Source organism: Candidatus Dependentiae bacterium (assembly GCA_018897535.1).
Taxonomy (GTDB): domain Bacteria; phylum Babelota; class Babeliae; order Babelales; family UASB340; genus UASB340.
This window is the reverse complement of record JAHIKO010000014.1, coordinates 1-3,305: the sequence shown is the minus strand read 5'-3', so window position 1 is coordinate 3,305 and position 3,305 is coordinate 1. Positions and strand designations below refer to the sequence as shown.

General features: G+C 29.8%; 3 protein-coding genes. 2 read left to right on the top strand and 1 reads right to left on the bottom strand.

Features of this window, described 5'->3' with window-relative positions:
* Positions 1-1,336: PhoH family protein (locus tag KKE07_00770; GenBank protein ID MBU4269395.1), on the bottom strand; the 1,336-nt coding region annotated here is incomplete at its 3' end.
* A 164-nt stretch (positions 1,337-1,500) separates the two neighbouring features.
* Between KKE07_00770 and KKE07_00765 the strand changes: the two genes are divergently transcribed.
* Positions 1,501-2,460 carry an ankyrin repeat domain-containing protein gene (locus KKE07_00765; GenBank protein ID MBU4269394.1) on the top strand — a complete coding sequence of 320 codons (960 nt, stop codon included), beginning with the start codon at positions 1,501-1,503 and terminating at the stop codon, positions 2,458-2,460.
* Positions 2,461-2,566: 106 nt separating this feature from the next.
* On the top strand, positions 2,567-3,305 hold a 739-nt coding region (locus tag KKE07_00760; protein MBU4269393.1), incomplete at its 3' end, for a threonine--tRNA ligase.

The window sequence follows — 3,305 nt, the reverse complement described above, 5'->3', positions numbered from 1 at the left end:
TACTGCTAAAATCCAAGTATGGCGAATCTATCTGAAATGGATCACCTGCTATTATAATTTTAGTACCTTCGCCGGCACGGCTTATTATTGTTTTAACTTCATGCGGATTTAAGTTTTGTACTTCATCTATAAAAACAAACTGGTATGGAATGGATCTTCCACGCATGTAAGTTATAGCTTCAAGACTTAAAACGCCGCGTTGCTGTAACATTTCTACCGGTGAATCAATTACATGTTTTTTATGCTTTTTTAATATTTCTTTATCTTTCTTTTTTGTTACAAAGCCTGATTGATCATCATCATAAGAGTCTATCTGGCTATAAATATATTCCAAATTATCGTAAACCGGCTGCATCCAATATCTTAATTTTTCTTGCATTTCACCGGGTAAATACCCAATATCTGCGCCTAAAGCTATAACCGGTCGCGTGATTAAAAATTTTCTATAAAGATGTTCATTTATAACTTTATGTAAACCCATTAAAAGAGTTAAAAAAGTTTTACCTGTTCCGGCACCACCAACTAAACTTACAATTTTTACGTCATCATCTCTTAGTAAATCCATAGCCATTAATTGCTGTATGTTTTTTGCACCAAAATGGGAAACTATTTTTGTATTTAAAACTTCTTTAAAATTTTTTCCACCTAAAAATCTGAAGAGCTTATAATTTTCAGGATTATTATCGCTTTCAAGAATTATAAATTCATTGGGTGATAGATTTTTTGTAGTTAGATTATTATCAGTTAGCACAGATTCAATTGAATTTATAGTAGTTTGTCTTAGCGTATTTGCTAAAATTGGCAATCTTATCCAGCCCTTATAAAAATCTTCTGTTGAAACCGATTCAACTTCATAATCTTCGGCATCAAGCCCTAGCGCGTCAGCTTTTACTCGAGCGTTAATATCTTTTGTAACAAATGTAACTTCAAAACCATCTTTTTGCAGTATTAAAGCTGTTTTTATTATTAAATTATCTGCAAGATCGCCGATTAATTCTTCGTTTTCTTCAAGCTTTGGTGTTTCTATTATTTTTAATATTGTTTTGGTGCCGTTTGTAATTTCAACACCGTCACTTAAACATCCTTTTTCTCTTAATTCATCTATGGATCTTATTATGTGTCTTGCATTTCGACCAATTTCGCCTTGATCTTTTTTAAATGCATCCAACTCTTCTAAAACCACAAATGGAATTACAACGACAACACCCTTGAAATGAAAAATAGATTTACTGTCATGCAGTAAAACGTTAGTATCTAAAACGAAAACTCTATTGGGACGGAATTCGTTATTCAAAGTAACCTCATTTTTTATGTTATCTGCCCGTCCTTTTACCATATTGGTACTCCTTTATGTTTTATATAAATTGAAAGATTATAAAACTAAATTAATGTTATCATGAACGTTATTTTTTAATCAATTTTTGTTTTTCAAATTTTAAATAACATGTATTATACAATATTCAATTTTAAAATTAAGATTTATACAGAAGGATTTTTTTTATGAATTTTTTTAAAAAAATAATATTTGGTGTTTTATCATTGAGTTTTTATGCAAATCTATCATTTGCCATTATGGATCGATATAAAGATAATTATATATTTGAAATTCCTGAAAGAGGTGAAGCTGAATCGGCTTTTGATTATGAACAAAAAATTTGTGGGCTTTTGAGTGAAAAGAAAATAACATATTTTACCTGGGCTGCGGCAAATGGTCGTGATGATATCATTAAAATGTATAATCATGCATATAAAAAAAATATAAACGATTTTTGGTGTGAAGAAAAAGATTTTAAATATAAAGTAGCTATTGACGAAAAACATCCAATTTATTTTAAACCAAATTTTTTTTTGTTTTCAGAAACGGATAATTATAACTTTTTGAATAATCGTATTTTAAGATTAGGGCCTCCAATTCCTAAAATTGATGCAAAAGATGGCTATGGGCATACACCGTTGATGGTTGCAGCCATATTTGGACGATTTGATGTTGTTAAAAATTTAATTAAGATTGGTGCAGACTCTTATAAACAGAGTTTTTCAGGCAGAACAGCACTTCTTTATGCTGCAATGTTTAACAATGCCGATATTTTTAAATTATTAGTGAATTACCGTGAAAAGTGTGTTAATAAAATAATGGATTTGGATGAATTTGATCTTGACGGTAATAATGCATTAATTTTTGCAACACTTCACGGAAATATTGATCTTATTATCTATTTAATAGAAAAAACAGAATTATATTCCACAAAATGTAGTTTGGATTTGGACAAAAAAAACAAACAAGGTTTTACAGCATTAAGCTATGCTCGAAAAAAAGGATTTAAAGAAATTGAAAATATTTTGAAAAAATATGGTGCTTTAGATGAAAAAATTTATTTACGAAAAAAAAGAACGAAAGAAAATATTAAAATTGATGATAAAAATCAGCTAAAAAAACGTAAATATCGACAAAAAACGTAATGTTGACGACTTGAATGATTTTTTGCTTTTCAATTTTGAAATTAAGATGTATCATTCGGAGTACACGTTAAGTTTTAATTTATTTTTTTGTTTGTAGGGAGCATTTATGAAAAAAAATGAAAAGCTGGATAATATCAGACACTCTGCAGCTCATTTATTGGCTCAAGCAGTGTTGGAACTATTTCCTGGTACTAAATTGACTATTGGCCCTACAACAGAAACAGGTTTCTTTTACGACTTTTTACCACCGAGAACTTTTACTGAAGATGATTTGCCTGAAATAGAAGCAAAAATGCATGAACTTTCAGAAAAAAATTATAAAATTGAAGGTAAACAAGTCGCTAAAGACGAAGCATATAAATTTTTTGCCGGAAATGAATTCAAAAAAGAATTAATTGATGGAATTACAGATAAAACTGTCGGAATTTATTGCCAGGGAAATTTTTGTGATCTTTGCAAAGGTGGACACGTTGAATCTACCGGTCAGTTAAAATATTTCAAGCTTACAAGCGTTGCCGGATCATACTGGCGAGCTGACAAGAAAAATACTGCATTACAAAGAATTTATGGTATTGCTTTTGAAACTGAAAAAGATTTGAAAGACTATTTAACTCAAATAGAAGAAGCTCAAAAATACGATCACAGAAAATTAGGTAAAGAGCTTGAATTATTCTCTTTTCATCAAGAAGCACCCGGATCTGCATTTTTTTTAGACAAAGGATTAAAAGTCTTTAATAAACTTGTCGATTATATGCGATTTATGTTAAAACGCGATTATCAAGAAATCAGAACTCCAATGATTTTAAACGAATCATTGTGGCATACTTCCGGGCACTATGAAAATT

Bases quoted from the DNA above. Each gene is read 5' to 3' on its own strand.
- KKE07_00765 (MBU4269394.1), top strand. From the start codon at position 1,501: ATGAATTTTTTTAAAAAAATAATATTTGGTGTTTTATCATTGAGTTTT.